This window comes from Xanthobacteraceae bacterium (genome assembly GCA_019454205.1).
Taxonomy (GTDB): domain Bacteria; phylum Pseudomonadota; class Alphaproteobacteria; order Rhizobiales; family Xanthobacteraceae.
In genome coordinates, this window is sequence record CP075369.1 from 2,324,909 (window position 1) to 2,348,473 (window position 23,565).

Below are 23,565 nucleotides of genomic sequence, written 5' to 3' on the forward strand. Positions count from 1 at the left end.
GGCTTTTGCCTCACCGGCCGACACCCGTTATGTTTCGGCGCAATGAGAGCGGTTCTCGTCATTCCGCGCAATGTTCGGCCTGTCTGCCTGGGGGCTGCGGGCACGATCATTTCGCAAAAGGCGGCCTCTCGGTAACAATCCAACCGAAATAAGTCAATATGGCTGACGTAAACGTCTCAACGCTATCCCATAGCCCCGGTTCAGGCCGGAAAACCGACGCCTCGGGCGAGGCGATTCCGGCGGTCGAACTGATTGAACTGCTGTTCTTCGCCTACCGGGACTTCGTCGGCGACGCCGATGAGTTGCTGTTCGACCTCGGTTTCGGCCGCGCCCACCACCGCGTCGTCCACTTCGTGAGCCGCCACCCCGGCATGCGGGTCGCCGACCTGCTGGCGGTGCTCAAGATCACCAAACAGAGCCTCGGCCGCGTGCTGCGCGAACTGGTCGACAACGGCTATGTTGAGCAGCGTGCCGGCGCGACCGACCGGCGTGAGCGGCTGCTGCATGTCACCGCCAAGGGCGAGGAACTCGCCCGCCAGCTCGTCGCCTTGCAGACCCGGCGCTTCGCCCGCGCGCTGAACGAATGCGGACCCGGGGCGCGCGAAGCGGCGCGCGTGTTCCTCGCTTCCATGATCGACCCGGAGTCGCGCGCCGAAGTCGAACGGCTGATCGCGCGCGCGAACGCCAAGCCATGACCGAATCCTCCCCCGCACTCGCCCGCCGTCCGCAACCCGTCTCGGACGAAGCCCCGCACCTGCTGGTGGTCGATGACGACCAGCGCATCCGCGAATTGCTGTCGCGCTATCTCGCCGACCACAGCTTCCGCGTCACCACCGCCGCCGACGCGGCGGATGCGCGCGCGAAGCTCGGCGGCATGGTGTTCGATATGCTGGTGCTCGACGTGATGATGCCCGGCGAGACCGGCCTCGAACTCGCGAAGTCGATCCGCGAGACTTCCGACGTACCGATCCTGATGCTGACCGCGCGCGCCGAAACCGGCGACCGCATCGCGGGCCTCGAACACGGCGCGGACGATTATTTGCCGAAGCCGTTCGATCCGCGCGAACTCCTGCTGCGCATCACCAACATTCTCCGCCGCTCGGCGCAGCCCGCGGTGCCGCCGGTGGAATCGGTGCGCTTCGGCGAATTCGAATTCCAGCTGGAGCGTGGCGACCTTACTCGGAACGGCGAGCCGGTCCGCATCACCGACCGCGAATGCGACATGCTCCGCGTGCTCTCGCTGCGCGCGGGCGAAGTGGTGCCGCGACAGGATCTCGTCGCGCCCGGCGGCGATGCCTCCGACCGCGCGGTGGACGTGCAGATCAACCGCCTGCGCCGCAAGATCGAGGAAAATCCCGCCGATCCCGCCTATCTGCGCACCGTGCGCGGCGTCGGCTACCGGCTGGTGATCTCGCCGTGACATCCATCGACGCAGGTCTGCGCGGCATCCGGTCGATCTTCGGCCGCATCTACGATGCCTATGACCGCTTCGCCTCATGGATGAACGCGCGGCTGCCGAAGGGCCTCTACGCGCGCACGCTGCTCATCGTGCTGCTGCCGATGATCATTCTGCAATCGGTGCTCGCCTTCGTATTCATGGAGCGCCACTGGAGCACGGTCACGCAGCGCCTTTCGGCGGCGGTCACGCGCGACATCGCGGCGCTGATCGACGTCTACGAAAAATATCCGCAAGACAGGGACGCGGCGTTTCTGCGCAAGATGGCCGGCGAGCGGCTCGGCCTCACCGTCGAACTCCTGAACGAAACCGACCTGCCGCCGCCGGGACCGAAACCGTTCTTCTCCCTGCTCGACAGCGCGCTCTCGCGCGAAATCAGCCGTCAGGTGAAGCGTCCGTTCTGGATCGACACGGTCGGCAACTCGTCGCTGGTCGAAATCCGTATCAAGCTGGAGAACGCGGTGATGCGCATCTACGCGCCGCGCAACCAGGCCTACGCCTCGAACTCGCACATCTTCATTCTCTGGATGGTCGGCACGTCGCTGGTGCTGCTCACCATCTCGGTGCTTTTCCTCCGCAACCAGATCAGGCCGATCCTCGCGCTCGCGGAAGCGGCGGAGGCATTCGGCAAGGGACGCGAGGTCGCGAATTTCCGCCCGCGCGGCGCGACCGAAGTGCGGCGCGCGGCAGCCGCGTTCCTCGAAATGAAACGGCGCATCGAGCGCCAGATCGAGCAGCGCACCACCATGCTGGCCGGGGTCTCGCACGACATGCGCACCGTGCTGACCCGCTTCAAGCTCGAACTGGCGCTGCTGAAAGACACGCCGGAAGCCGAGGCCATGCGCCGCGACGTCGACGAACTGAACAACATGCTCGAGGCCTATCTCGCCTTTGCCCGCGGCGAATCCGGCGAAGGCCCGGCGATGGTCGACGTTTCGGAAATGCTGAGCGAACTCGCCGCCGACGCGCAGCGGCAAGGCCGCCGCGCTACCGCGACCTTCGCAGGCCCGCCCATCGTGCAGGTGCGCGCGGAAGCATTGCGCCGCTGCGCCGCCAATCTGGTCGCGAATGCGATCCGTTACGGCAAGAGCCTGACAATCGCGGGCAAGCGCGAGCCGCGCTGGCTGGAAATTGCGGTGGATGACGACGGGCCGGGCATCCCAGCAAACCGGCGCGAGGATGTGTTCCGTCCGTTCCTGCGTCTCGATGCTTCGCGCAACCAGAACCAGGGCAACAGCGGCCTCGGGTTGTCGATTGCACGCGACATCGCCATCGCGCATGGCGGCGACATCTATCTGAGCGACAGTCCGATGGGCGGCCTGCGCGCGACGATCCGCATTCCGGTCTGACTAGAACAGGCGCGCGCCGTCCGCGACATCGTGGTCGGGCGAGAACAACACGACTGCGCCTTCCGCATCGGGGAAACCGAGCGTCAGCACTTCCGACATGAACGGCCCGATCTGCCGCGGCGGAAAATTCACCACCGCGGCCACTTTCTTTCCGGGCAATTCTTCCGGCTTGTAGTATTTCGTAATTTGCGCGGAAGACTTCTTCACGCCGATCTGCGGCCCGAAGTCGATCTTCAGCTTGATCGCGGGTTTCTTTGCTTCGGGAAAAGCGGCGGCTTCGACGATCGTACCCACGCGAATATCGACCTTCATGAAATCGCCGAACGAAATCTGCGGCGCTGGAGCGTCGTCCATCGCTTTCTCCAGTTCTCGGAAATTACAGGGCTTAATACATCTTGCCGCCGTCCGGCACTTTCAGGTCCGGCACGACCAGCGTCGCGCCATTCGTGCCGGGGAAGCACAGGACGAGCACTTCCGATTTCAGCGGGCCGATCTGGCGCGGCGGGAAATTCACCACCGCCGCGACCTGCTTGCCGACCAGCTTTTCGGCTGAATAATTCTTCGTGATCTGCGCCGAGGAATTCTTCTTTCCGATCTCGCCGCCGAAATCGATGACCAGCTTCAAAGCCGGCGTCTTCGCTTCGGGGAACGGCAAGGCTTCCACAATCGTACCGACACGAACGTCCACTTTCGCAAAATCATCGACGGTTACTTGCGACATCTTCAGCCCCTTCTTGAAATTATCAAATTGCTGCCGGCGCGTTTGGGTCGGCCGGGAATTGTTCGTCGCGGCGCGAATGCCGCGATGGCCCGCGGCCCGGCACAAAACGGCAAAGCCCGTTCATGAAGTTGGCGAGACGCTCGCCCTTCTCCAGTTGCCGGTCGAGCGCGGCCATGGTGCGCGCAAGCCCCGGATCTTCGTCATGCAGCCAGGTCATCGTGACTTGCGCGAACATCGCGGCGAGACCCTGCGCCCGCATTCCGCCAACGAGGCCCGACGAGCCGATCCCGGCCGCCGACAGCATCCATTGCTGCGAGCGCACCGCGAGTTTGTTCAGGCCAAGCGCAAGGCGCGGATTGCTGCGCGCCGAGTTCGCAAGCGAGCGCACCGCTTCGCGATAGGGCGCGAGCGCTTCGAAGCGGCGCATCAGCACCTCGAACAGGCGGTCGCGCGCAGGCTGATCCGCCAGTTCGGGATCTGGCTTCGACTGTTCGCCGCCGGACAACACCTTCTTGTCCGTCTCGCGCATGAACGCAGCGATCATGTCGAAGGTCGAACCGAACTCGCCGCGCAGGTCGGCGAGCGTGACATTCGCGAGTTTTGCGATTTCAGAAAGCTCGATGCGCTCGAAGCGCTTCTCGGCAAGCAGCGTGAGGAATGCGCCGAGGATTTTTTCGCGTGCCTGTGCGTCTGCCATTGAGGAATTCCTCCTGATGCGAAAACGCCGGAAATCCGATGCGGTTCAGTCTAGGGAGAGCCTGTGGCGATGGGAAGGCGTCCGCTATTCGGGCGCTGCACCGATCTCCGGTTTACCGAGATCGGAATATAAAACGACCAAATCGGCTAAAGCCTGCCTGGTATGCGGCGATCCGTAATGACAAGGCAGGAAAACTACCCCGCCAGTTCCTTGCCGCGCTTCGTCGCAGCCGCCACCGCTTCTTCGAGCAGCTTGTCGAAACCGCCCTCGCCCATCAGGATTTTCAGCGCGGCGGCAGTAGTCCCGTTCGGCGACGTGACGTTCTCGCGCAGCTTCGACGCCGGCAGGTCAGAGCGATACAGAAGCTCTCCTGCACCGGAGACGGTTTCGCGCGCGAGTTTGGCGGCGAGTTCTTTCGGAAGACCCGCCTTCTCGCCTGCGCGCGCCAGCGTTTCCGCGAGCAGGAACACATAAGCGGGACCGGAGCCGGACACGGCGGTCGCCGCATCCATCAACGCTTCGTCTTCGAGCCATTCCACGGGGCCGGTGGAGCGCAGCACCGCATCGGCCAGCGAGCGCGCCTCGACGCCTGCCTTCCGGTTCGGTGTCGCCGCCGTGATACCGCGGCCGATTGCGGCCGGCGTATTCGGAATGGTGCGGATCACCGGCGATGACGGGAAAATATTTTCGAGAAACGAAATCGTCCGCCCCGCCATCACCGAGACGACGACGGTGTTCTCGTCCGCGAAAGCCGCGAGCGGCGGCAGCGCCTCCGGCGCGACCTGCGGCTTCACCGCGAGGATCATCGCGGCGGCTTTGCTTTTCGGATCCTGATTGAGTTCGATTTTATGCTTCGCGAGCAGTTCGCGCATTTCCGGCGGCGGCCCCGGATCGCGCACCACGACCTGCGAAGCGGGCAGCCCGGCCTTCAGCCAGCCTTCGAGCAGCGCGCCGCCCATCTTGCCCGCGCCCGCGAGCAGTACGGTGCCCTTCAGCGCGGAGAGCGCGCTCATGACGTCACGCCTCGCCGGCGGTCTCGAACAGGGCGGCGTCCATCGCTTCGCGCGCGGTCTTGCCCGCCCAGATCACGAACTGGAACGCCGGGTAGTAGCGCTCGGCGGCGCTCACCGCATTTTCCAACAGCGCTTCGCATTGTCTTCCGCTGGCCTCCGCACCGCCGGAGAGTACCAGCCCGTCGCGATACATGACGAGGCCTTCCTCCGACCACAGGTCGAAGTGGCCGAGCCAGAGTTGCTCGTTGACCATCGCCAGCAGGCGATAGATTTCGCCGCGGCGCGCTTCCGGCACCTTGAGGTCGAACGCGCAGGCGATGTGCAGCGCCTCCAGTTCGTCCATCCACTGGAAGGAGACGTTGTAATCGGTGTTGCGGCCCTTGATGGAAAGCGTGATCTCGGACTCGTTCGAGCGCTCGAACGACCAGTCGTTGACCGCGGCCAGCCGTTCTACGAGATCGACGGGATTGATCCCCGCGCCAAACTCGAACTCAGCCAACGCCATTTCCACGTTCCTTTCCCGCAGGCCCGCCATTGAATCGCTCCGCGTTCCCCGGCCATGCCTGCCGGGGTCGCCGCTTTGCTCTCCGTGACGATTGCTGCCGCAACCTGCTGATTCGCCAAAATGAATCGCAAATCAGCGGGTTCAGAAGAATCGAATTTGCCGCCGCCATCAATGGCGGTTCGGTGACTTCCCACAGCGCCGGGCCGCAAAAACCCAAATAAGCGGTGGAGAACCCGTCAGATGGTCGGGACCTGCTTTTTCGCGAGCGCTTCAAGCTCCGCGATGCGCGCGGCGAGTTTCTCGTTCTCCTCGCGGGCATTGGCGGCCATTTCCTTGACCGCCTCGTGCTCCTCGCGGGTCACGACATTCATGCCGCGCATGATGCGCTCGGCCTGGCTGCGGACGATGGTCTCGATCTCCCGCTTCACGCCGTTGGCGACCCCGGCGGCGTCGTTCGCGAGCTTCGCGAACTCGTCGAACAGTCGGTTGCTGGTCTGCGGCATTGGCGGCTCCTGTTCGCCCGGCGGGCGCTGTCCCTTCACAATGGGGATCGAATAGGCCGCCCGCAAGGCATACGCTTGACTTGCCTTAACGCAGGGCGGATGCAGCCGCGGATGTCTCTCGCAATGCCCTTATTCGCGCTGCCCTTCCCGATGATCGACCCGGTGCTAATTTCCATCGGCCCGCTCGCGATCCGCTGGTATGCGCTCGCCTATATCGGCGGGCTGGTCGCCGGCTGGTGGCTTGCGCGGCGCGTTGCCGCGGAGAAGGAGCCGTGGGGCGGAACTTCGCCCATGAAGCCGGAAGACATCGACGACCTGATCGTCTGGGCGGCGCTCGGCGTCGTGCTCGGCGGCCGCATCGGCTACGTGCTGTTCTACAACCCCGCCTATTACTTCTCGCACCCTTCGGAGATTCTGGTGCTGTGGCGCGGCGGCATGTCGTTCCATGGCGGCATGCTCGGCACCATTCTAGCGCTCCTGCTGTTCGCACGCTCGCGCGGCATCCCGATGCTCTCGATGCTCGACGTTGCCGCCATCGTTACGCCGATCGGGCTGTTCTTGGGACGCATCGCCAACTTCATCAACAGCGAACTCTGGGGCCGCGTCACCGACGTGCCGTGGTCTTTCGTATTCCCGAACGGCGGCCCGCTGCCGCGTCATCCGAGCCAGCTTTACGAAGGCGCGCTGGAAGGCATTATCCTGTTCGCAGTCCTGCTCTACGCATGGCGGCGCGGCGCGCTGAAATATCCGGGCACGATCGGCGGATTGTTCGTCGGCGGCTACGGCCTTGCGCGCATCGTGAGCGAGTTCTTCCGCGAGCCGGATGCGCATATCGGCTACCTCACCGGCGGCCTGACCATGGGCATGCTGCTTTCGCTGCCGATGCTGCTGGTCGGCGCGGGCGCGATCTGGTTCGCAGTAAAACGCGGCGCGGTGAAATTCGTGGCACCAAAACCGCCGAAGACGAATGAACGCGCTTGAGCGCGAAATCCGTGCGCTGATCGAAGCCGAAGGCCCGATCCCGCTCTCGCGCTACATGGCGCTCTGCCTCGCTCACCCGGAATACGGCTACTACACCGCGCGCGATCCCTTCGGCGCGGGTGGCGATTTCGTCACCGCGCCGGAAATCTCGCAGATGTTCGGCGAGATGGTCGGGCTGTGGTGCGCGGAAGTCTGGCGGCTGATGGGTTCGCCCGCCCGCGTGATACTGGCCGAACTCGGACCCGGACGCGGCACGCTGATGCGCGACGCGCTGCGCGCCGCGAAAGCGATGCCAGGCTTTCCCGATGCCATCGAATTGCATCTCGTGGACATGAGTCCGGTGTTGCAGGAACGCCAGCGCGAAACGCTGCACGGCGCGGTATCCTCGATTGCATGGCACGGCAGCGTCGAGACTCTGCCTGACGGCCCGCTGATCGTCGTCGCCAACGAATTCGTGGATGCGCTGCCGGTCGGTCAGTTCGAGAAGAAAAATGGCCGCTGGTTCGAGCGCAGGATCGGTATCGGCGCGGACGGCGGTTTCGCCTTCGGCCTGCATCCTGCGACGCCGCCATCGTTCGAGCAAACCTTGCCGGAGCGGCTGCGCCCTGCACCCGACGGCGCGATCTTCGAACGCCGCGAGCAGGAGCCGGTCGCAAAAATCGTTTCGCGCATCGGCGCACAGGGCGGCGCGGCATTGCTGATCGACTACGGCCACAGCGAGAGCGGCTTCGGCGACACGCTGCAAGCGGTCGCCAAGCACGATTACGCCGAGCCGTTGGAGAATCCCGGCGAGGCGGATCTCACCACCCAGGTCGATTTCGAGTCGCTCGCCACGCTCGCATCAGAAACCGTGCGCGCGGAACGTATCGTCACGCAAGGCGCGTTCCTGAAAAACCTCGGCATCGAAATCCGCGCCGCGGCGCTCCGGCAGAAAGCCACCGAGGCGCAACGCGATGAAATCGTCTCCGCGCTCTCGCGCCTCACAGGTCCGGCGCCGGGGATGGGCGAGATGTTCAAGGCGCTCGCCTTCGCGCACGCTTCGCTTCCTTCGCTGCCGGGATTTGACGCGGCCGAGCCATCCGCGCGAATTTAAAACCATGAAAGTCGAATCCGCCGCGCTCGCGAAACTCCCCGGCATCCGCCACGCCTTCTTCACGCGCGAGGGCGGCGTATCGGAAGGCATCTATGCTTCGCTGAATGGAGGCGTCGGTTCGAACGACGAACCCGTGAAGGTCGCGGAAAACCGCCGCCGCATGGCGGAAGCGCTCGGCGCGAAACATCTTCTCACCTGCTACCAAATCCATTCCGCCGACGTGGTCGTCGTTGATCGCTCATGGGCGGGCGAGAGCGCCGCGCGCGCCGACGGCATCGTGACGCGCACCAGAGGCCTCGCGGTCGGCGCTTCTGCCGCCGATTGCGGACCGCTTCTGTTTGCCGACGCGGGAGCGGGCATCGTCGCCGCCGCCCATGCCGGATGGAAAGGCGCGCTCGGCGGCATCGCGCAAGCCACGGTTGCGAAAATGGAGAGCCTCGGCGCGGCGCGCGCCAACATCGTCGCCGCCATCGGCCCGCTGATCCGCCAGCAGAGCTACGAGGTCGGCCCCGAATTCGCGGAGCGATTCCGCGCGGCCGACGCCGCCCATGCGCGCTTTTTCGCGCCCTCGCAGAAGCCGGATCATTTCATGTTCGATCTCGGCGGTTTCATCCAGCTTCAACTGGAGGCCGCAGGCGTCGGCCGGATCGAAGACCTCGGCCTCGATACCTACGCGGACGAGAAGCGCTTCTTTTCCTATCGCCGTACCACCCACCGGCGCGAGCCGGATTACGGCCGGCAGATTGCGGCAATCGCACTCACCCCCTGAGTCCGATCTCTGGTCTGCACCGGATCGGCAATATTTAATCGTCCAGGTCGGACAAGCCCGACTTGGAGGTGGACTGCATCCCGCCCCGTATTTACACGGCTGCGCGTGGCCGCTAGTGACGTTTGTGTAAAGGGCAAAGCCCGCTACCGGGTGCCCGCGGATGATGGCGTTCATGTCGGGTCGCGCAGTCAAGAACAACGGCAGCATCAAGCTCGTCGCCGGAAATTCGAATCGCGCGCTGGCCGAGACCATCGCTTCCTATCTCGAAACGCCCATGACGAAAGCGACCGTGCGGCGCTTCGCCGACATGGAAATCTTCGTCGAGATCGAGGAGAACGTCCGCGGTCAGGACGTCTTCATCCTGCAATCCACCTCGTTCCCCGCGAACGACCACCTGATGGAATTGCTGATCCTGACCGATGCGCTGCGCCGCTCGTCCGCGCGCCGCATCACCGCGGTCGTGCCCTACTTCGGCTACGCGCGGCAGGACCGCAAACCCGGCCCGCGCACGCCGATCTCGGCGAAGCTGGTCGCGAACCTGATCACGCGCGCCGGCGCCGATCGCGTGATGACGGTCGATCTCCACGCCGGACAGATTCAGGGCTTCTTCGATATTCCGACCGACAACCTCTATGCCTCGCCGGTGATGACGCGCGACATCAAGGAACGCTTCGACCTCGGCAAGCTCACCGTGGTCTCGCCGGATGTCGGCGGCGTGGTGCGCGCCCGCGCGCTCGCGAAGCGCATCGACGCGCCGCTCGCCATCATCGACAAGCGCCGCGAGCGCCCGAACGAATCCGAAGTGATGAACGTGATCGGCGACGTCGAGGGCCGCAGTTGCATCCTGATCGACGACATCGTGGATTCCGGCGGCACGCTGGTAAATGCCGCCGACGCGCTGCTCGAAAAAGGCGCGACCAGCGTGCACGCCTACATCACCCACGGCGTACTCTCCGGCGGCGCGGTCGCGCGCATCACCGCGTCGAAGCTGAAGGAACTCGTGATCACCGACACGATCCAGCCGACCGAAGCCGTGCGCGTCGCGCGCAACATCCGCGTGCTTTCGATTGCCAGCCTGATCGGCGAAGCCATCGGCCGCACCGCGCACGAAGAGAGCGTTTCCAGCCTCTTCGACTGATTGTGGCCATCACAATATTATGACCGCATAAAATTCAGGCTGCGCGTTAACGAAATTGTGCGGCGCCGCCACATAGGCTCCTAATTTCCGGGGCAAAGAGTTCCCGCATCTTCGCGCTATCGCCGTTCAATTCCATAGGGAGGGCCCTATGAGACACGCTATCGCTGCCGCCGCAATTTTTGCCTTCGCCGCGGGAATGGCCCACGCCGAACCGGCGGGCCAGAACCAGGACGATCCGCTTCGCGCGCTGATCGAGAAGTCGCTCGCCGATTCGAAGCTCGAACAGCATCCCGCAGCGGAAACCGACTGGAGCGCGCTGAGCGACGAGGCGATCCTGAACAGCATCGCCGAGCAGGAAAAAACGCCCGACTATTTCGTGCTGAAGCCGGTGCAATCAACCAGCCGCGCATTACCCTCGAAGTTCGAGCTGAACCGCGGCCAGATTCGCGTGAACGTCGAAGGCAACGTCACCACCGCCAGCTATAACAACGTAATTCCCGTGAACGCGCTTGCCGGAACGATCCCCGGCGCGTCTTCAGGCGGCACGGGCCAGATCAGGGGCCGGGTCGAATATGTCGGCTCGTCCTGGCAGTTCTTCGGGGGCACCAACCGTAGCGTCGTGGCGAACGACGACGGCACGCTGAGCATTGCCAACGCCATTGTCGGCGGAACCTATTACAAGCTTCCGCAGAGCCTCTGGGGCGGCAAGATCGGAACCGCCTTCGAGGTGAACCCCTACGGCGACGCCAAGACCCGACTGGAGTACCGCCAGAAGTTCGGTTCGGATTTCGAGGGCTTCCTCTCGGCCGAGCGCACCACGCCCTGGCAGGTAGCGCCCTCCTCGACCCCGGTGAACCCGCTGGACGTGCTCCGGGCGGGCGTCACCCAGCGCTTCTAGGCCCCGGTTTCGGGCCCCCGCAGGGTCTTCCCGAAAGGGCTGAATCCCACGTTGATTCAGCCTTTTCCTGCCGGTATAAGCCCGCTCGACAACGCCCCCAGGACCACGGCCAGCGCGACCGCGCGAACCCGGTGCCCCCGCCGGAGCGAATAATTTTTGCTTTCGGCACAGAGACTTACGAAGGACCGACCATGGCTAAAGCGATCGCACTCACCGCCACCAAGCGCGAAAAAGCCGGCAAGGGCGCTGCCCGCGCCGAGCGCCGCGCAGGCCGCATCCCCGGCACCGTCTACGGCGAAAGCAAAGACGCGCTGTCGATCTCGCTGGATCGCACCGAACTGACCCGCCGCATCTTCGCCGGTCGCTTCCTGACCACCGTGTTCGAACTCGACCTCGGCGGCGAAAAGACCCGCGTGATCCCGCGCGACTTCCAGCTCGATCCGCTGAAGGATCAGCCGATCCATGTTGACTTCCAGCGCCTCGGCGCGGGCGCGACCATCCGCGTCGCGATCCCGGTCAACTTCACGAACCAGGAAGCCTCGCCGGGCATCAAGCGCGGCGGCACGCTGAACGTCGTGCGCCACACCGTCGAATTCTTCTGCGCGGCGGAAAACATTCCCGAGTCGATCACCGCCGACCTGAGCGGCCTTGAGATCAACGACTCGCTGCACATCTCGGCAGTAAAGCTGCCGGAAGGCGTGCGCCCGGTGATCAAGGACCGCGACTTCACGATCGCGACCATCGTGCCGTCGTCGGGCTACCTCGAAGAACTCGCCGCCGCCGCCGAGAAGGCAAAGGCGGACGCCGCTGCCGCAACGGCCGCAACCCCGGCTGCCGGCGCTGCTCCGGCGGGCGACGCTGCCGCCGCTCCGGCTGCCGACGCCAAGGCCGAAGGCGGCGACAAGAAGTAATCGCGAGGCGCGCGCGCGAATACGCGCCCGCCCGTTTCCTCGCCGGAGACCGCCCGATGCAACTCTTCGCGGGACTGGGCAATCCGGGCGAAAAATACCGCCGCAACCGCCACAACATCGGCTTCATGGCCGCGGACGCGATCCATTACCGGCATCGCTTCTCGCCGTGGCGCAAGCGCTTTCAGGCGCAGACCGCCGAAGGCGAAATCGCGGGCGAGAAAATCCTGCTGGTGAAGCCGGAAACCTACATGAACGATTCCGGCATCGCCGTTTCCGCCGCGCAGAACTTCTTCAAGGTCGCGCTAGGCGACATCGTCGTCCTCTACGACGAGATCGACCTGCCTCCCGCGAAACTGCGCGTCAAAACCGGCGGCGGCAACGCGGGCCATAACGGCCTGCGCTCCATCACCGCCCATTGCGGCAACGACTACCAGCGCGTGCGCATCGGCGTCGGTCATCCCGGCGACAAGGCGCTCGTTGCACGCCATGTGCTGAGCGACTTCGCGAAATCCGAGCAGCCGTGGGTCGAGGCGATGTGCGAAGCGATCTCCGACGCCGCCCAGTTGCTCGTCGCGAGGCAGCAAGTCGAGTTTCAAACGCGCATCCATCTGACGATGGAAAAGAGCAACACGATTCCAACCGGCGCCCCGCGCCCCTGAACGAAGAAGAAGTCCATCATGGGATTCAAATGCGGCATCGTCGGCCTGCCGAACGTCGGCAAATCGACCCTGTTCAACGCCCTCACCCAGACCGCGGCCGCGCAGGCGGCGAACTATCCGTTCTGCACCATCGAGCCGAACGTCGGCGAAGTCGCGGTGCCGGATCCGCGGCTCGACACGCTTGCGAAGATCATTCCTTCGCAAGAGATCGTGCCGACCAAACTCAACTTCGTTGACATCGCGGGGCTGGTACGCGGCGCATCGAAGGGCGAAGGCCTCGGCAACCAGTTCCTCGGCCATATCCGCGAGGTCGATGCCATCGCGCATGTGCTGCGCTGTTTCGAGGACAGCGACATCACCCACGTCGAAGGCGGTATCGATCCACTCCGCGACGCGGAGACGGTGGAAACCGAACTGATGCTGGCCGACCTCGACAGCCTTGAGAAGCGCGTCGACAACCTGAACAAGAAGGCACGCGGCGGCGACAAGGAAGCGGTTGCGCAACTCGACCTCGTGAAGCGCTCGATCGAAGCGCTCTCGAACGGCAAGCCGGCCCGCACCGTGGCCCGCAAAGACGAAGAGGAAGCCGCGTTTCAGGCGCTGCAACTCATCACCGCGAAGCCGGTGGTCTATGTCTGCAACGTCGAGGAAAGCGCCGCGGCAACCGGCAACGCCTTCTCGGAAAAGGTCGCGGCCAAGGCGAAGGCGGAGAAAGCCGTCGCGGTCGTCATCTCCGCGAAGATCGAATCCGAGATCGCGATGCTCCCGATCGGCGACCGCAAGGATTATCTCGATGCGGTCGGCTTGGTCGAGCCGGGCCTCGATCGCCTGATCCGCAGCGGCTACGAACTGCTCGGCCTGATTACGTTCTTCACGGTCGGCCCGAAGGAAGCGCGCGCATGGACGGTGGAGAAAGGCTCGAAGGCGCCGCAGGCGGCCGGCGTCATCCACACCGATTTCGAAAAGGGCTTCATCCGCGCCGAGACCATCGCATACCAGGATTACGTTTCCGGCAAGGGTGAAGCGGGCGCGCGCGAAGCAGGCAAACTACGCCTCGAAGGCAAGGAATATGTCGTGCAGGACGGCGACGTCATGCACTTCCGCTTCGCAAACTGAGCCGGTACAAACGGCCCATGGAAGCCAAGAACGCATCGAATTCGAAAATCTGCTTCGAGGATTTTGAAGTAGGCACCGTTCGCACCTTCGGCCCGCGCCTCGTCACGCGCGAGGAGATCATCGAGTTCGCCACCGAGTTCGATCCGCAGCCGATGCACCTCGACGAGGAAGCGGCGAACAAATCCATGCTGAAAGGTTTGTCGGCCTCCGGCTGGCACACCTCCGCAATCATGATGCGCATGGTCTTCGACGGGCTGCTGCAACACGCATATTCGCTCGGCGGGCCGGGCGTCGAGGAAATGCGGTGGGTGAAACCGCTGCGTCCCGGCGATCAGATCACCGCGCGCATGACCTGCCTCGAGAAGCGCGAGTCCAACAGCCGCCCGAACATGGGCTTCGTCCGGCACAGCATGGAAATCACCAATCAGAACGGCGAAGTCGTGTTGCAGGCGACCTGGCCCGGCATGTTCGGCAAGCGCAATCCGGGGACGCCGGCATGAAATTCTTTGAAGACGTCAGGATCGGCGACAGCCACCAGTACGGCTCCTACACGTTCACGCCGGAAAAGATCAAAGCCTTCGCGCGCAAATTCGATCCGCAGCCGTTTCATCTCGACGAGGAAGCCGCGAAGAACTCGCTGTTCGGCGCGTTGTGCGCCTCCGGCTGGCATACGACCGCCGCGTTCATGCGGCAGGTCGTGGACTACAGCAAGCGCGTGTACGCGGAAGCGGCGGCGCGCGGCGAGACCCCGGCGCGCTTCGGTCCCTCGCCCGGCTTCAAGAACCTGAAATGGCTGAAGCCCGTGTTCGCCAACGACACAGTTACCTATTCGAGCGAAGTGATCGAGCTGCGCGATCTTGCCAGCAGGCCGGAATGGGGCCTGATGCGCAGCCGCACCACGGGCGTCAACCAGAAGGGCGAGCGCGTACTCGAATTCGAAAGCTCGGCCTTCCTCCAGCGAAAGCCGAAGTAACGCGCCAGAGAGTGGCCTGTTAAATCAGTGCCCCTCGAATGCCACCAGCGTCCGCACCGGGACGTTCAATGCGCGCAACTTCGCGGCGCCGCCCAATTCCGGCAGATCGACGATGAAGCAGGCAGCGAGCACTTCCGCGCCGACCTGCCGCAGGAGCTTCACCGCTCCTTCCGCCGTGCCGCCGGTCGCGATCAGGTCGTCCACCAGCACGACGCGGTCGCCCTTGCTGACGGCATCGACATGCATCTCCATTTCGTCGGTGCCGTATTCGAGCGCGTAGACCATGCGCACGGTCTGGTGCGGTAGCTTGCCCTTCTTGCGGATAGGCACGAAACCCGCCGAAACCTGATGCGCCACCGCGCCGCCGAGGATGAAGCCGCGCGCCTCGATCCCCGCCACCTTGTCGATTTTCGACCCGGCCCACGGGTTCACCAGATCGTCCACCGCGCGCCGGAACGCCCGCGCGTTGCCGAGCAGCGTGGTGATGTCGCGGAACATGATCCCCTTCTTGGGATAGTCCGGAATGATGCGGATGGCATGGCGAAGGTCGAGCGCGTCGGACTGGTTCATGGATGGCCCTGAAAGCGGCATGGACGGCTGCAACCGCCTTGCCGGAATGAAGCAAGCGAGAATAGCCTAATCGCGCGATCGCGACAGATTCGCGAAAGCTCACCAGGAGCACCACCATGGCCAAGGGTCAGCAGCGCTCGACCAAGGAAAAGAAGAAGCCGAAGGCCGAGTCTTCCAAGAAGGGGCAGTCGTCCTACAAGTCGGAGTATGGCGGCGGCAGAGGTCCTTCCTCCCCGCCCGCGCCGAAAAAAGGCTGAGCGCCTGAATCGAAAAGGCCCCGCCGGAGCGGGGCCTTCTTTTTAGACGCGGTGCGCACTCGTTAGTGCGCGTCCGCCCAGATCTTCTTCTTGGTGAAGTAGGCAAGACCCGCGAACACGATCAGGAAGATCATGGCCTGGAAGCCGACGCGCTTGCGCACTTCGAGGTGCGGATCGGCGGCCCACATCAGGAACGCGCTTACATCGCGTGCGTACTGATCGACCGTCTGCGGCGAGCCGTCGGAATATTCGACGCGCTTGTCTTCGAGCGGCGGACGCATCGAGATCTTGTGGCCGGGGAAATACTTGTTCCAGAACTGCGTCGCCGGCAGCTTCTCGTTCGACGGCGGGTTCTCGTAGCCGGTGAGCAGTGCGTGCAGGTAATCGACGCCGTTCTCCTGATACTGGCGGAACACGTCGATGACGAAGCCGGGGAAACCGACCTCGAAGGTGCGCGCCTTCGCGATCACCGAAAGATCGACCGGATATGCGCCGTTATGCGTGGCGCGGGCGGCCTGCTCGTTCGGGAATACCGGCGGGAAGTAATCGGACGGGCGGCCCGGACGCTGGAACATCTCGCCGCGGTCGTTCGGACCATCGGTGACCTGATAGTCGGCGGCGAGCGCCTTGATCTGGCCTTCCGAAAAACCGAGCGCACCCGGCTGGCCGAGCGTACGGAATGCAATCAGCTTCATCGAATGGCACGCCGCGCAAACTTCGCGGTAGACCTTGAAGCCGCGCTGCAACTGCGCCTTGTCGAACTTTCCGAACGGGCCAGAGAAGGTCCACTTCAGCCGCGGCGGCTGCGGATGGCCTGCGTCCGCCGCGAACGACGGCGCCGCAAAAACGAAAGTGATTGCGGTAACGGCAGCGAGCGCGAGAAGCGATTTCTTGTTCATGGTTCGCTCCTTACGCATTCGGCTTCGTGGTGGCCTTGGAAGGCACCATAGGCTGGTTACCCAGAACGGACTCCGCGATCGAAGCAGGCAGCGGCGAAGTCTTCTCGTACCTCGTCAGCAGCGGCAGGATGATCAGGAAGTAGGCGAAGTAGTAGGCGGTCAGCAGCCGCGAGGCGATGACGTAGATGCCTTCCGCGGGCTTCGAACCGAGCCAGCCGAGACCGATGCAGGTGATGACGAAAATCCAGAAGAACTGGCGGAACAGCGGGCGATAGCGGCCCGAACGAACCTTCGAGCTGTCGAGCCAGGGCAGGAACGCAAGGACCGCGATCGAGCCGAACATGGCGATCACGCCGCCGAGCTTCGACGGGATCGCGCGCAGGATGGCGTAGAACGGCAGGAAGTACCATTCCGGCACGATGTGCGTCGGCGTCTGCAGCGGGTTAGCGGGGATGTAGTTGTCGGCGTGGCCGAGATAATCGGGAACGTAGAACACAAACCACGCGAACAGGATCATGAAGCAGACGATCGCGAAGTTATCCTTCGCCGTCGCGTAGGGCGTGAACGGCACCGTGTCGCGGTCGCTCTTCACGTCAATACCGGCCGGGTTGTTCTGGCCGACGACATGCAGCGCCCAGACGTGCAGGATCACGACGCCCGCGATCATGAACGGCAGCAGGTAGTGCAGCGAGAAGAAGCGCTGCAGCGTCGGCTGGTCGACCGAGTAACCGCCCCAGAGCAGTTCGACGATCTTCGGACCAATGCCCGGAATGGCGGAGAACAGGTTCGTGATGACCGTCGCGCCCCAGAAGCTCATCTGGCCCCACGGCAGCACGTAGCCCATGAACGCGGTTGCCATCATCAGCAGGAAAATGATGACGCCGAGGATCCAGAGGATCTCGCGCGGCTCCTTGTAGGAGCCGTAATACATACCGCGGAAAATATGGATGTAGACCGCGACGAAGAACATCGACGCGCCGTTGGCGTGGATCGGCTGGATCAGCCAGCCGAAGTTCACGTCGCGCTTGATGTGCTGCACCGAGTCGAAGGCGCCCGCCACCGTCGGCGTGTAGTGCATCGCGAGGATAACGCCGGTGATGATCTGGATGCCCAGCATCACGGAGAGGATGCCGCCGAACGTCCACCAGTAATTCAGGTTACGCGGCGTCGGGTAGGCGACGAACGAAGAGTGCATCAGCCCGAGGATGGGCAGACGGCGCTCGGTCCATTGCAGGATCGGGTTCTTCGGCTGGAAATCGGAGGGACCGCTCATTCTTCAAACTTTCGTTCGTGCGCGAAAAGGATCAGCCGATGCGGATCTGGGTGTCGGAGGTGAATTCGTACGGCGGGACTTCAAGGTTCGCCGGCGCCGGACCTTTGCGGATACGGCCGGAGGTGTCGTAGTGCGAGCCATGGCAGGGGCAGAAGAAACCCTGATAGTCGCCCTGATGACCGAGCGGCACGCAACCGAGGTGGGTGCAGACACCGATCAGCACCAGCCACTGATCCTTGCCCTTCTTCACGCGCGTATCGTCGGCCGCCGGATCCGGCAGGTCGCGCAGCGGCGTGGCACGGGCCTCTTCGATTTCTTTCTTGGTACGGTGGGCGATGAAAACCGGCTTGCCGCGCCATTTCACGGTGATGATCTGGCCTTCCGCGACGGGCGTGAGATCGACTTCCGTGGAGGCGAGCGCCTGCACCGAGGCGTCGGGGTTCATCTGGTGGATCAGCGGCCAGGCGACGGCGGCAGCACCGACTGCGCCCATGGCTCCGGTCGCGATGTAGAGGAAATCCCGGCGGGTCGGCGCGGGACCATGCATGGTGGCTGCGCCGCTGTTCTTCGTGGCCAAGGTTCGGTCCTTTCGATCCTGCGCGTGGAACGCCGTCACTCGACATGACGCCGCGGCGCGGACCGGCCTTCGAAGTGGGTCGGCGGCCCCTGCTCGCGGCGCGAACGATGCAGCGAAAAACGCTGCAAAGCCTGCAGAATTCCGTCGATTCCGGCGCCCCAATTGAACGCTTCTAATTACATTGAAGCCCCATATTGTCCAGTATCCGGCCATGCGGCACGGAGTCGTTATGGGCGGTTTTCCCTATACTTCCCGGTACAGGTCAGTCCATTGAACGGCCAATGGAAATCGCGCTTTACGAACCGGACATTCCCCAGAACACCGGGACCATCCTGCGGATGGCGGCCTGCCTCGGCGTGCCCGTCCACATCATCGAGCCGGCGGGCTTTCCGGTCAGCGACCGGGCGTTCCGGCGCGCCGGACTGGACTATCTGGATGCCGTGAAGATCGAGCGGCACATCTCGTTTGCCGCGTTCGAGGAGTGGCGGAAGGCGCAGGGCCGGCGTCTGGTCCTGCTCACAACGCGGGCGAAGACGGCGTACCCCTCTTTCGCATTCCGGGATGGCGACATCCTGCTGGTGGGCCGCGAGTCGTCGGGGGTTCCCGACCGGGTACATGCGAGCGCTGATGTTTCGCTGCGGATTCCGATGCGCGATGGCCTGCGCTCGCTCAACATCGCGGTAGCCCTTTCGATGGTTTTGGGCGAAGCACTGCGTCAAACCGGAAGGCTGAACGATGAATGAGGCATTCAAGGAGCCTGCGCGCGCATGGTTTCGTTCGCTGCGCGACAGGATTTGCGCCGCCTTCGAACAACTCGAAGAAGAAGCGCCATCCTCTTTATATGAAGGCGCGCCGGGTAAGTTCGTGCGCACGCCGTGGGAGCGGACCGATCACTCCGGCAATCCGGGGGGCGGCGGCGAGATGTCCATGCTCGCCGGGCGGCTGTTCGAGAAAGCCGGCGTTCACATCTCCACCGTGCATGGCGAATTCGCGCCGGAGTTCAGGAAAGAGATCAAGGGCGCGGAGGAAGACCCGCGCTTCTGGGCGTCCGGCATTTCGCTGATCGCGCACCCGAAAAATCCGCACTGCCCCACGGTTCACATGAACACGCGCCATGTCGTGACCGCGAAAGCATGGTTCGGCGGCGGCGCGGACCTGACGCCGGTGCTCAATGCGCGGCGCACGCAGGCCGACCCCGATACGATTGCGTTTCACGCCGCGATGAAAGAGGCGTGCGAGAAACACGCCGCTGTCGCCGATTACATGAAACTGAAAAACTGGTGCGACGAGTATTTCTTTCTCAAGCACCGCAACGAGCCGCGCGGCATCGGCGGCATCTTCTACGACTGGCTGGACAGCGGAAACCGCGATGCGGACTTCGCCTTCACGAAAGACGTCGGCAGCGCCTTTCTCGATATCTATCCGAAGATCGTCCGCGCCAACTTCATGAAACCGTGGAGTGAAGCGGAACGCGAGGAACAACTCGTGCGCCGCGGACGCTATGTCGAATTCAACCTGCTCTACGACCGCGGCACGGTGTTCGGCCTCAGGACCGGTGGCAACGTGAACTCGATCCTCTCGTCGCTGCCGCCCGTGGTGAAGTGGCCTTAAGCGCATCCTGTAGTCGCTGCCACGAAAGCGGAGGAGCGATACCGCCACCATCCTCATGGTGAGGAGCAAAGCGCAGCTTTGCGTCTCGAACCATGAAACCCAAACCTCATCCTTCGAGACGCTGGCTTCGCCCGCTCCTCAGGATGAGGACTGACTATTTCCGCTCCAGCGTCGCCGGTGAGATGAGCTGCGAGAAAGCCCAGCACCAGATCACGACGCTCTGGTACTCCTCGACATTCACGCCCGCGGGCACGGCGTAACGCTGCCCGCCCTTGAACGAACGCAGGCCGCTGATCTCGACGAACTGCTTGTTGCGGATCGCTTCCACCACTTCCGCTTTCGTCTTGATGTTCGCCTTCTTCACCAGCAGCACGCGGTAATCCGGGCCGGGACCGACTTCGAAGTTCGGCTCCAGATAGACCTGATCTTTCTGTACCGTGACGTTGCCGCGTCCCCAGTGAACGCGATCGCTCGGATCGGCATGGATGAAGGTGCCGGTCGCGAAGGTCGGCTTCGCCTTCTCCTCCTGCGTCATCACATCGGTGCCCACGGGAGGCGGAAAAAGATACGGGAAGAACCAGATGCCCGCGCCGAAACCGGCACCGGCGCCGAGCAAGCCGCCAATCGCGAAAATCAGAAAGCCACGCAGGAAACGGCGCATCACGATCTCCTATGCTTTCTGAGAGTGTAACCGAGCCGTAATCGCCCGCCAGCCACGTTTCGATGACAAATGCTTGAGCCGGATACCGGGGAAGGTGCGCCGCGAAATCAGCCGCGCGTGGAGTCTGCAATGCGTTTCAACGCATTGGCATCTTCGGGGAAACCCTCGGCAATCCATGCGGTCTCCGCTTTCCCCAGCGCCCGTCCGAGTTCCGGCCCCTTCGCAACGCCGCGCGCGAGAAAATCGTCGGCGGAAAACGGGAATTTCGGCGGCGTCCAGCGCGCGGGAAGAGACAGCAGCGCCCCCCACCCCTCGTCCGCGAGCGAGGCATCCGCATGCGCGAATGCAATCAATGCGCGGTCCAGGTAAGCCTCCGTACCGATACGGTAGAGCGTCTCGCGCGCATATGCCTCGCCGCGCTCCGGCGAAAGAAGCCACCAGCCATCGGCCACGGAAGTAAGCCGCCGGTATTCGCTGTTCGAAAGCCGCAGCCGCTCGCGCAGGCGATCCGCATCCTCGATGATGCGCACGCCCACGGCGGCAAGCCTGCGCACCGGGTCGCGCTCCATCTCCAGCGCAGCCTCGATGTCCGAGAGGCGCAGCAGCGAATGCTGCGCAGATGCATTCGAGAACACGCGGTCGAACACGCCGGTGTCCGCCATCGCAACCATCGCCTCCGGCCCGCGTTTTGCGGCGAGCAGTTTCAGAACTTCGGCGCGCAAACGCTCGCCGGATAGTGCGCCGAGGTTGTTGCGCGCCCGCGCGCAGGCATTCATCGCCTGCACATCCGGCTCGCCCTCGCCGTAGGCCGCGAAGAAGCGAAAGAAGCGCAGCACCCGCAGATAATCTTCCGCGATCCGCGTATCGGCGTCGCCGATGAAGCGCACGCGCCGCGCCGCGATGTCTTCCAGACCGCCGCAGTAATCGTACAAAGTACCATCGGGCGAAACGGAAAGGGCGTTGATGGTGAAGTCGCGCCGCTCGGCGTCTTTCTTCCAGTCGCGGCCGAAACGCACCGTCGCATGGCGTCCGTCGGTTTCGATGTCCTCGCGCAGCGTGGTCACCTCGAACGGCTGCTTGTCGAGCACCGCCGTCACCGTGCCGTGCTCGATGCCCGTAGGCACCGCGCGAAAGCCCGCAGCGGTAACGCGCGCGATGGTTTCCTTCGGCTCGGAGGTAGTGGCGACGTCGATCTCGTTGCGCGACATGCCGAGCAGGGTATTGCGCACCGCGCCGCCGACGACACGCGCCTCCTCGCCGTTTCCGTTCAGCGCGCCGAGCAGTCTTGCGAGCGGTTCTTCCCGCAGCCACCCGCCCTCTTCACCGGAAAGTTTGCGCGTAACCGCGCCGCTCATTTCGTTTCGCCCGGATGAAACTTTCCATCCTTGTCGATGTAGGCGGGAACATAGGTGCCGCCCGGCCGGTAGCCGCCGTAATGCGAGAAGAACAGCAGGCTGATCGCCATCAGGACGATGCCGACGCCGGCCAGCGACAGCACCACCTTCGCGGGCCAGTTCTCGCGGTCGCGCGGACCGCGCTTGGTCAGCCACAGCGCGATGAAATAGAGCGCGAACGGCGTGAAGAACAACGCGATTTCGGTGAGGATGGTACGGGCCATTATTCGTAAAGCCGTTCGTAAAGGTTGCGGATCATGCCGGCGGTTGCTCCCCAGATATTACGCTGTTCGAAGGGCATTGCGTAGAAGTGCCGCTCGACGCCCTTCCAGACGCCACTGCGCTTCGCATGGTTCTCCCGTGTCATCAGGAATGACAGCGGCACCTCGAACGCCTCGTCCACTTCGTCCGGGTTGATCCTGAGCGTGAAGCCCGGCTCGATCAGCGCCACCACCGGCACGATGCGGAATCCGGTGCCGGATAAATATGAATCGAGATAGCCGAGCGGGGTCGCGAACCGCGCGGGCAGCCCGATCTCCTCGTCCGCTTCGCGCAGCGCCGCAGCCAGCGGTGAAGCATCGCCCGGATCGATGCGCCCGCCGGGAAACGCGACCTGCCCCGCATGCGTGCTCAGGTGTTGCGAGCGCTGCGTGAGCAGCACGGTCGGCTCGTCGTGCGCTACGATGGGAACCAGCACGGCGGCCGGGCGCGGCGCTTTGGAAATGTGAGCCTCGTCGAATTCCGGATTGAGCTTGTGGTCCCCGCTGACGAAATCCCGCGGCTGCCACGAGTCTGCGATTTGCGGTTCGCGATAGAGTTTTTCTCGCGCCAGCGCGACGAAAGTGCGAAGCGTCGGCGAAAACTTTTCCTCCAGGACATTGGCTTCGTTCATTCAGCGCAAACCCGCGATGCTTTCGGCCGGCGCCATCGGGAAAAATTCTCCGCCGGAAAAGATGCCGAACATTTCTTTCCCTCGTTCTCTCTCTTGCGCGCCGATGGTTTCGCCCATCTCGACCAGATCGAAAAACAAGGCGCGCGTTACCCGCGCCCAGAGATTTGCTCGCACATGGAGATACGGCTTCAGCCCGCCGGTCGCATCTTCCGGCTCGAAGCGCAGCGCGTGTTCCCGGTCGCAGCGGACCAGATCGTCGACATTGGTGCGGAACGTCAGCGTCCGGCTTGCACCCTCGCCTTCCACCGCCATCTCGACCGCATGGAACGGCGCGTCCTCGACCTTGATCCCGACCTTTTCCACCGGCGTCACGAGAAAATATTTATCGCCTTCCCGCTTCAGCACCGAAGCAAAGAGTCGCACCAGCGCGGGACGGCCGATAGGCGTACCGAGGTAAAACCACGTCCCGTCCGCCGCAATCCGCATGTCCAGGTCGCCGCAAAACGGCGGATTCCAGAGATGGACCGGCGGCAGCTTGCGCTGCTTGCCGACCGCCGCGATCAGGGATTCCAGCCCCTTCGGCGCTGTTCCCGGATTGGCGCTGTCCACCGTCATAAACCTACCCGGATTGTGATCGCGAAAAAGCGTG

Annotated in this window: 31 protein-coding genes; 16 read left to right on the plus strand and 15 right to left on the minus strand. The window is 63.8% G+C overall.

Features of this window, described 5'->3' with window-relative positions; all coding sequences use genetic code 11:
• Positions 1 to 158 precede the first annotated feature (158 nt).
• The 3 genes from KF794_11670 (at position 159) to KF794_11680 (ending at position 2,805) form a co-directional block, all read left to right on the plus strand.
• Entirely contained in the window at positions 159 to 695 is a 537-nt protein-coding gene (locus tag KF794_11670; GenBank protein ID QYK44426.1) for a MarR family transcriptional regulator, read from the plus strand.
• Complete coding sequence (locus KF794_11675) at positions 692 to 1,420, plus strand: response regulator transcription factor (protein ID QYK44427.1); 729 nt, start codon at positions 692 to 694, stop codon at positions 1,418 to 1,420. The genes KF794_11670 and KF794_11675 overlap by 4 nt, the downstream gene beginning before the upstream one ends.
• Positions 1,421 to 1,500: 80 nt before the next feature.
• Positions 1,501 to 2,805 carry a two-component sensor histidine kinase gene (locus KF794_11680; protein ID QYK46688.1) on the plus strand — a complete coding sequence of 435 codons (1,305 nt, stop codon included), beginning with the start codon at positions 1,501 to 1,503 and terminating at the stop codon, positions 2,803 to 2,805.
• Here the strand turns inward: KF794_11680 and KF794_11685 are convergent, their stop codons facing one another.
• From KF794_11685 to KF794_11710, 6 genes are all read right to left on the minus strand, one after another.
• Entirely contained in the window at positions 2,806 to 3,159 is a 354-nt protein-coding gene (locus KF794_11685) for a tRNA-binding protein (GenBank protein QYK44428.1), read from the minus strand. It lies immediately after the preceding gene.
• A gap of 31 nt (positions 3,160 to 3,190) precedes the next feature.
• Positions 3,191 to 3,526 carry a tRNA-binding protein gene (locus tag KF794_11690; GenBank protein ID QYK44429.1) on the minus strand — a complete coding sequence of 112 codons (336 nt, stop codon included), beginning with the start codon at positions 3,524 to 3,526 and terminating at the stop codon, positions 3,191 to 3,193.
• Positions 3,527 to 3,548: 22 nt separating this feature from the next.
• Entirely contained in the window at positions 3,549 to 4,223 is a 675-nt protein-coding gene (locus KF794_11695) for a TetR/AcrR family transcriptional regulator (protein QYK44430.1), read from the minus strand.
• 194 nt (positions 4,224 to 4,417) lie between these two features.
• On the minus strand, positions 4,418 to 5,236 hold the full coding sequence (locus KF794_11700) for a pyrroline-5-carboxylate reductase (GenBank protein ID QYK44431.1): 819 nt from the start codon (positions 5,234 to 5,236) through the stop codon (positions 4,418 to 4,420).
• Between the two features lie 4 nt (positions 5,237 to 5,240).
• On the minus strand, positions 5,241 to 5,741 hold the full coding sequence (locus KF794_11705; GenBank protein ID QYK44432.1) for a YbjN domain-containing protein: 501 nt from the start codon (positions 5,739 to 5,741) through the stop codon (positions 5,241 to 5,243).
• A 236-nt stretch (positions 5,742 to 5,977) separates the two neighbouring features.
• Positions 5,978 to 6,244, minus strand: a complete 267-nt coding sequence (locus tag KF794_11710) for an accessory factor UbiK family protein (GenBank protein QYK44433.1) — start codon at positions 6,242 to 6,244, stop codon at positions 5,978 to 5,980.
• Positions 6,245 to 6,367: 123 nt separating this feature from the next.
• Here KF794_11710 and lgt point away from each other — a divergent pair, with 123 nt between their 5' ends.
• From lgt to KF794_11760, 10 genes are all read left to right on the plus strand, one after another.
• Complete coding sequence (lgt, locus tag KF794_11715) at positions 6,368 to 7,225, plus strand: prolipoprotein diacylglyceryl transferase (protein QYK46689.1); 858 nt, start codon at positions 6,368 to 6,370, stop codon at positions 7,223 to 7,225.
• Complete coding sequence (locus tag KF794_11720) at positions 7,212 to 8,318, plus strand: SAM-dependent methyltransferase (protein QYK44434.1); 1,107 nt, start codon at positions 7,212 to 7,214, stop codon at positions 8,316 to 8,318. Before lgt ends, KF794_11720 begins: the two co-directional genes overlap by 14 nt.
• A 4-nt stretch (positions 8,319 to 8,322) precedes the next feature.
• Positions 8,323 to 9,087, plus strand: a complete 765-nt coding sequence (gene pgeF, locus KF794_11725) for a peptidoglycan editing factor PgeF (protein ID QYK44435.1) — start codon at positions 8,323 to 8,325, stop codon at positions 9,085 to 9,087.
• A 172-nt stretch (positions 9,088 to 9,259) separates the two neighbouring features.
• Positions 9,260 to 10,225 carry a ribose-phosphate pyrophosphokinase gene (locus tag KF794_11730; GenBank protein QYK44436.1) on the plus strand — a complete coding sequence of 322 codons (966 nt, stop codon included), beginning with the start codon at positions 9,260 to 9,262 and terminating at the stop codon, positions 10,223 to 10,225.
• 148 nt (positions 10,226 to 10,373) lie between these two features.
• Positions 10,374 to 11,123 carry a hypothetical protein gene (locus KF794_11735; GenBank protein QYK44437.1) on the plus strand — a complete coding sequence of 250 codons (750 nt, stop codon included), beginning with the start codon at positions 10,374 to 10,376 and terminating at the stop codon, positions 11,121 to 11,123.
• A gap of 191 nt (positions 11,124 to 11,314) precedes the next feature.
• Entirely contained in the window at positions 11,315 to 12,034 is a 720-nt protein-coding gene (locus KF794_11740; GenBank protein QYK44438.1) for a 50S ribosomal protein L25/general stress protein Ctc, read from the plus strand.
• 56 nt (positions 12,035 to 12,090) lie between these two features.
• Positions 12,091 to 12,693 (plus strand): aminoacyl-tRNA hydrolase, encoded by a 603-nt coding sequence (pth, locus tag KF794_11745; protein QYK44439.1) that lies wholly within the window; start codon positions 12,091 to 12,093, stop codon positions 12,691 to 12,693.
• Between the two features lie 18 nt (positions 12,694 to 12,711).
• Positions 12,712 to 13,809: a redox-regulated ATPase YchF gene (ychF, locus tag KF794_11750; GenBank protein QYK44440.1), complete on the plus strand. Its 1,098-nt coding sequence runs from the start codon at positions 12,712 to 12,714 to the stop codon at positions 13,807 to 13,809.
• A 17-nt stretch (positions 13,810 to 13,826) separates the two neighbouring features.
• The gene (locus KF794_11755) at positions 13,827 to 14,309 is read left to right on the plus strand and encodes a MaoC family dehydratase (GenBank protein ID QYK44441.1); all 483 of its coding nucleotides are present in this window, start codon (positions 13,827 to 13,829) and stop codon (positions 14,307 to 14,309) included.
• Positions 14,306 to 14,782 carry a MaoC family dehydratase gene (locus KF794_11760; GenBank protein QYK44442.1) on the plus strand — a complete coding sequence of 159 codons (477 nt, stop codon included), beginning with the start codon at positions 14,306 to 14,308 and terminating at the stop codon, positions 14,780 to 14,782. Before KF794_11755 ends, KF794_11760 begins: the two co-directional genes overlap by 4 nt.
• A gap of 24 nt (positions 14,783 to 14,806) precedes the next feature.
• Here the strand turns inward: KF794_11760 and KF794_11765 are convergent, their stop codons facing one another.
• Positions 14,807 to 15,352 carry an adenine phosphoribosyltransferase gene (locus KF794_11765; protein QYK44443.1) on the minus strand — a complete coding sequence of 182 codons (546 nt, stop codon included), beginning with the start codon at positions 15,350 to 15,352 and terminating at the stop codon, positions 14,807 to 14,809.
• 116 nt (positions 15,353 to 15,468) lie between these two features.
• Here KF794_11765 and KF794_11770 point away from each other — a divergent pair, with 116 nt between their 5' ends.
• Positions 15,469 to 15,609: a hypothetical protein gene (locus KF794_11770; protein QYK44444.1), complete on the plus strand. Its 141-nt coding sequence runs from the start codon at positions 15,469 to 15,471 to the stop codon at positions 15,607 to 15,609.
• 62 nt (positions 15,610 to 15,671) lie between these two features.
• On the opposite strand, the gene KF794_11775 is transcribed toward KF794_11770, so the two are convergent.
• The 3 genes from KF794_11775 to petA are packed head-to-tail and all read right to left on the minus strand — an operon-like array spanning position 15,672 to position 18,328.
• On the minus strand, positions 15,672 to 16,508 hold the full coding sequence (locus KF794_11775) for a cytochrome c1 (GenBank protein QYK44445.1): 837 nt from the start codon (positions 16,506 to 16,508) through the stop codon (positions 15,672 to 15,674).
• Between the two features lie 10 nt (positions 16,509 to 16,518).
• Positions 16,519 to 17,781, minus strand: coding sequence for a cytochrome b/b6 (locus KF794_11780; protein QYK44446.1), 1,263 nt, complete (start codon positions 17,779 to 17,781; stop codon positions 16,519 to 16,521).
• Between the two features lie 31 nt (positions 17,782 to 17,812).
• The gene (petA, locus tag KF794_11785) at positions 17,813 to 18,328 is read right to left on the minus strand and encodes a ubiquinol-cytochrome c reductase iron-sulfur subunit (protein ID QYK46690.1); all 516 of its coding nucleotides are present in this window, start codon (positions 18,326 to 18,328) and stop codon (positions 17,813 to 17,815) included.
• A 311-nt stretch (positions 18,329 to 18,639) separates the two neighbouring features.
• Here petA and KF794_11790 point away from each other — a divergent pair, with 311 nt between their 5' ends.
• Both KF794_11790 and hemF read left to right on the plus strand, forming a co-directional pair.
• Positions 18,640 to 19,101 (plus strand): tRNA (cytidine(34)-2'-O)-methyltransferase, encoded by a 462-nt coding sequence (locus KF794_11790; GenBank protein QYK44447.1) that lies wholly within the window; start codon positions 18,640 to 18,642, stop codon positions 19,099 to 19,101.
• On the plus strand, positions 19,094 to 19,969 hold the full coding sequence (gene hemF / locus KF794_11795; protein ID QYK44448.1) for an oxygen-dependent coproporphyrinogen oxidase: 876 nt from the start codon (positions 19,094 to 19,096) through the stop codon (positions 19,967 to 19,969). The genes KF794_11790 and hemF overlap by 8 nt, the downstream gene beginning before the upstream one ends.
• A 154-nt stretch (positions 19,970 to 20,123) precedes the next feature.
• On the opposite strand, the gene KF794_11800 is transcribed toward hemF, so the two are convergent.
• From KF794_11800 to KF794_11820, 5 genes are all read right to left on the minus strand, one after another.
• On the minus strand, positions 20,124 to 20,630 hold the full coding sequence (locus KF794_11800; GenBank protein ID QYK44449.1) for a DM13 domain-containing protein: 507 nt from the start codon (positions 20,628 to 20,630) through the stop codon (positions 20,124 to 20,126).
• Positions 20,631 to 20,737: 107 nt separating this feature from the next.
• Entirely contained in the window at positions 20,738 to 21,985 is a 1,248-nt protein-coding gene (locus KF794_11805; protein ID QYK44450.1) for a CCA tRNA nucleotidyltransferase, read from the minus strand.
• A complete protein-coding gene (locus tag KF794_11810) occupies positions 21,982 to 22,248 on the minus strand; it encodes a hypothetical protein (protein ID QYK44451.1) in 267 nt (88 codons plus the stop codon). Before KF794_11810 ends, KF794_11805 begins: the two co-directional genes overlap by 4 nt.
• A complete protein-coding gene (locus KF794_11815; protein ID QYK44452.1) occupies positions 22,248 to 22,916 on the minus strand; it encodes a CoA pyrophosphatase in 669 nt (222 codons plus the stop codon). The genes KF794_11810 and KF794_11815 overlap by 1 nt, the downstream gene beginning before the upstream one ends.
• Positions 22,917 to 23,531 carry a DUF1285 domain-containing protein gene (locus KF794_11820; protein QYK44453.1) on the minus strand — a complete coding sequence of 205 codons (615 nt, stop codon included), beginning with the start codon at positions 23,529 to 23,531 and terminating at the stop codon, positions 22,917 to 22,919.
• Positions 23,532 to 23,565 lie beyond the last annotated feature (34 nt).

Coding starts and splice junctions, on each gene's coding strand:
- KF794_11670 (QYK44426.1), top strand. CDS start 159: ATGGCTGACGTAAACGTCTCAACGCTATCCCATAGCCCCGGTTCAGGC.
- KF794_11675 (QYK44427.1), top strand. CDS start 692: ATGACCGAATCCTCCCCCGCACTCGCCCGCCGTCCGCAACCCGTCTCG.
- KF794_11680 (QYK46688.1), top strand. CDS start 1,501: ATGAACGCGCGGCTGCCGAAGGGCCTCTACGCGCGCACGCTGCTCATC.
- KF794_11685 (QYK44428.1), bottom strand. CDS start 3,159: ATGGACGACGCTCCAGCGCCGCAGATTTCGTTCGGCGATTTCATGAAG.
- KF794_11690 (QYK44429.1), bottom strand. CDS start 3,526: ATGTCGCAAGTAACCGTCGATGATTTTGCGAAAGTGGACGTTCGTGTC.
- KF794_11695 (QYK44430.1), bottom strand. CDS start 4,223: ATGGCAGACGCACAGGCACGCGAAAAAATCCTCGGCGCATTCCTCACG.
- KF794_11700 (QYK44431.1), bottom strand. CDS start 5,236: ATGAGCGCGCTCTCCGCGCTGAAGGGCACCGTACTGCTCGCGGGCGCG.
- KF794_11705 (QYK44432.1), bottom strand. CDS start 5,741: ATGGCGTTGGCTGAGTTCGAGTTTGGCGCGGGGATCAATCCCGTCGAT.
- KF794_11710 (QYK44433.1), bottom strand. CDS start 6,244: ATGCCGCAGACCAGCAACCGACTGTTCGACGAGTTCGCGAAGCTCGCG.
- lgt (QYK46689.1), top strand. CDS start 6,368: ATGCCCTTATTCGCGCTGCCCTTCCCGATGATCGACCCGGTGCTAATT.
- KF794_11720 (QYK44434.1), top strand. CDS start 7,212: ATGAACGCGCTTGAGCGCGAAATCCGTGCGCTGATCGAAGCCGAAGGC.
- pgeF (QYK44435.1), top strand. CDS start 8,323: ATGAAAGTCGAATCCGCCGCGCTCGCGAAACTCCCCGGCATCCGCCAC.
- KF794_11730 (QYK44436.1), top strand. CDS start 9,260: ATGTCGGGTCGCGCAGTCAAGAACAACGGCAGCATCAAGCTCGTCGCC.
- KF794_11735 (QYK44437.1), top strand. CDS start 10,374: ATGAGACACGCTATCGCTGCCGCCGCAATTTTTGCCTTCGCCGCGGGA.
- KF794_11740 (QYK44438.1), top strand. CDS start 11,315: ATGGCTAAAGCGATCGCACTCACCGCCACCAAGCGCGAAAAAGCCGGC.
- pth (QYK44439.1), top strand. CDS start 12,091: ATGCAACTCTTCGCGGGACTGGGCAATCCGGGCGAAAAATACCGCCGC.
- ychF (QYK44440.1), top strand. CDS start 12,712: ATGGGATTCAAATGCGGCATCGTCGGCCTGCCGAACGTCGGCAAATCG.
- KF794_11755 (QYK44441.1), top strand. CDS start 13,827: ATGGAAGCCAAGAACGCATCGAATTCGAAAATCTGCTTCGAGGATTTT.
- KF794_11760 (QYK44442.1), top strand. CDS start 14,306: ATGAAATTCTTTGAAGACGTCAGGATCGGCGACAGCCACCAGTACGGC.
- KF794_11765 (QYK44443.1), bottom strand. CDS start 15,352: ATGAACCAGTCCGACGCGCTCGACCTTCGCCATGCCATCCGCATCATT.
- KF794_11770 (QYK44444.1), top strand. CDS start 15,469: ATGGCCAAGGGTCAGCAGCGCTCGACCAAGGAAAAGAAGAAGCCGAAG.
- KF794_11775 (QYK44445.1), bottom strand. CDS start 16,508: ATGAACAAGAAATCGCTTCTCGCGCTCGCTGCCGTTACCGCAATCACT.
- KF794_11780 (QYK44446.1), bottom strand. CDS start 17,781: ATGAGCGGTCCCTCCGATTTCCAGCCGAAGAACCCGATCCTGCAATGG.
- petA (QYK46690.1), bottom strand. CDS start 18,328: ATGCATGGTCCCGCGCCGACCCGCCGGGATTTCCTCTACATCGCGACC.
- KF794_11790 (QYK44447.1), top strand. CDS start 18,640: ATGGAAATCGCGCTTTACGAACCGGACATTCCCCAGAACACCGGGACC.
- hemF (QYK44448.1), top strand. CDS start 19,094: ATGAATGAGGCATTCAAGGAGCCTGCGCGCGCATGGTTTCGTTCGCTG.
- KF794_11800 (QYK44449.1), bottom strand. CDS start 20,630: ATGCGCCGTTTCCTGCGTGGCTTTCTGATTTTCGCGATTGGCGGCTTG.
- KF794_11805 (QYK44450.1), bottom strand. CDS start 21,985: ATGAGCGGCGCGGTTACGCGCAAACTTTCCGGTGAAGAGGGCGGGTGG.
- KF794_11810 (QYK44451.1), bottom strand. CDS start 22,248: ATGGCCCGTACCATCCTCACCGAAATCGCGTTGTTCTTCACGCCGTTC.
- KF794_11815 (QYK44452.1), bottom strand. CDS start 22,916: ATGAACGAAGCCAATGTCCTGGAGGAAAAGTTTTCGCCGACGCTTCGC.
- KF794_11820 (QYK44453.1), bottom strand. CDS start 23,531: ATGACGGTGGACAGCGCCAATCCGGGAACAGCGCCGAAGGGGCTGGAA.